The following is a 2,078-nucleotide window of genomic DNA, read 5'->3' as shown; positions in this document are numbered from 1 at the left end:
TCGAGGAAGCACTCAGGAAGCATCGGCTCAAGCCCGTCGCGGTCGTCCTCACCCACGGCCACATCGACCACGTCGCCGGGTGGCCGTGGGGCCGATGACGGGCATGGGGGACAATGACCGGGATCGTACGCACTCGCGTCAGGCGCGGCGGACGGTCCCCGTACCGTCCGTCCCCCGTCCCGGACAGGAGCCGTTCACCATGCCCCGCCTCGCCCTCTACGCACTCGCCGTCTGTGTCCTCGCGGTGGCCGCGGCCGTCGTCTCGTTCACGCGGGGCAGCTGGCTCGGCGTCGTCTGGATCCTGCTGGCGGGCGTCGCCTCCAACATGGCCTGGTTCTACGTCCGCAAGCAGAAGATGGACCGCGAGGCGGCGCGGGCGGCCGCCCTCGCCGAGTGAGGCCGCCGGCCTAGAGGCACTGGGTGAAGTCCGAGGACGGGACGCAGTCCGGGGTGTTCCAGAACCGGAACAGGGCGCGCCCCAGGGCCGCTTCCCAGCGGTTGACGCCGAGAGCGTCCATGACGGCGTAGACCAGGTCGAAGAACGCGTCGCCGACCTCCGGGATCATCAGGAACCCGAACAGCGCCAGGAACCCGAACGGCGCGAACGGCTCCACCTGCCGCCGCACCCCCGGCGACAGCCACGGCTCGACGATCCCGTAGCCGTCCAGGCCGGGCACGGGCAGCAGGTTGAGGATCGCCGCCGACACCTGGAGCAGCACCATGAAGGCCAGGGCGTAGCGGAAGGCGTCCGGCACCCCGTCCAGCGCGTCCAGCCAGAACGGCGCCGCGCAGACGATCGCGAACGCGACGTTCGTCAGCGGTCCGGCGGCCGAGACCAGGCTGTGCTTCCAGCGGCCGCGGATCCGGTGCCGCTCGATGAAGACCGCGCCGCCGGGGAGGCCGATCCCGCCCATGATCACGAAGATCACGGGCAGGACGATGCTCAGCGCGGCGTGGGTGTACTTGAACGGGTTGAGGGTGAGGTACCCCTTCGCCCCGACCGTGATGTCGCCGCCGTGCAGGGCGGTGCGCGCGTGCGCGTACTCGTGGAGGCAGAGCGAGACGACCCAGCCGGAGACGACGAACAGGAACACGGCGAAGCCGGGGCTCGCCGCGTAGTCCGTCCACACCGCCCACATCGACACCGCCATCACGGCGACGAGGGCGAGGAAGACGGGGCTTACGCGCCGCTCGGCGTGCGTCGCGTCGGATGCCATGGTTCTGCGCTCCAGGGGTCTGCGGGGCGGCCGGGGGCCCCGGCGCGGGGGTGTACCGGCAGGACGGTACTTGGTCGCGCCGGAAAGTCGTAACGCCCGCGGAGCCCGAGCGGGGACAATGACCCGGTGCGTTACGGCATCCTCGGCACCACCCAGGCCCATACCGACGACGGGCGGCCCGTCGCCGTCGGCGGCGCGCGGCTGCGCGCCCTGCTCGCGGCGCTCGCCCTGCACCCGGGACGGGGGCACGCGTCCGGCACGCTGATCGACCTCGTCTGGGCCGACGAGCCGCCGGCGGACGCGCCGGGGGCGCTCCAGGCGCTCGTGGCGCGGCTGCGGCGGGCGCTCGGGGCCGGCGCGGTGGAGTCCGTGGCCGGAGGCTACCGGCTGAACGCCCGGCCCGACGACGTCGACCTGCACCGCTTCCAGCGCCTCGCCGACGAGGGCGAGCGGTCGCTCGCCGACGGGGACCCGGTGAAGGCGGCCGCGCTGCTGGACGACGCGCTCGCGCTGTGGCGCGGGCCCGCGCTGTCCGACCTGCCCGGCCACGAGGCGCTCGTCGCCCGGCTGGACGCCCGGCACCTCGGTGCGCGGCGCGTCCGGCTCGCGGCGGCCGTCGCCCTCGGCGACCCGGCGGGCGCCCTGCCCGAACTGGCCGAACTCTGCGCCGACCACCCTCTGGACGAGCCGCTGCAGGCGCTCCGGCTGCGCGCCCTGCGGGCGGCGGGCAGACCGGCGGAGGCGCTGGCCGCCTACGAGGACGTCCGGACGGCCCTCGCCGACCGGCTGGGCACGGACCCGGGCCCGGAGCTTCGCGCGTTGCACGCGGAGCTGCTGGGGGGCGGGGGCGCGGGTCCGTGC

The 2,078-nt window shown here is 74.6% G+C and carries 3 protein-coding genes and 1 pseudogene; 3 read left to right on the top strand and 1 reads right to left on the bottom strand.

All coding sequences use genetic code 11. The annotated features are described in order from the left end of the window. Both ACSNOK_RS32735 and ACSNOK_RS32730 read left to right on the top strand, forming a co-directional pair. Nucleotides 1-77 (top strand): annotated as a pseudogene (locus ACSNOK_RS32735) (MBL fold metallo-hydrolase); the annotation flags it as partial. Between the two features lie 122 nt (nucleotides 78-199). Then, nucleotides 200-397, top strand: a complete 198-nt coding sequence (locus tag ACSNOK_RS32730) for a hypothetical protein (RefSeq protein WP_436784426.1) — start codon at nucleotides 200-202, stop codon at nucleotides 395-397. A gap of 10 nt (nucleotides 398-407) precedes the next feature. Here the strand turns inward: ACSNOK_RS32730 and ACSNOK_RS32725 are convergent, their stop codons facing one another. After that, on the bottom strand, nucleotides 408-1,217 hold the full coding sequence (locus ACSNOK_RS32725) for a site-2 protease family protein (protein WP_436784425.1): 810 nt from the start codon (nucleotides 1,215-1,217) through the stop codon (nucleotides 408-410). A gap of 126 nt (nucleotides 1,218-1,343) precedes the next feature. Here ACSNOK_RS32725 and ACSNOK_RS32720 point away from each other — a divergent pair. Beyond that, nucleotides 1,344-2,078, top strand: a 735-nt coding sequence (locus ACSNOK_RS32720; protein WP_436784424.1) for an AfsR/SARP family transcriptional regulator, incomplete at its 3' end; no start/stop codon positions are given.

This window comes from Streptomyces sp. URMC 126 (assembly GCF_051386555.1).
GTDB lineage: Bacteria > Actinomycetota > Actinomycetes > Streptomycetales > Streptomycetaceae > Streptomyces.
The sequence above is the reverse complement of the archived record's forward strand: the minus strand, read 5'-3'. Positions and strand labels throughout refer to the sequence as shown.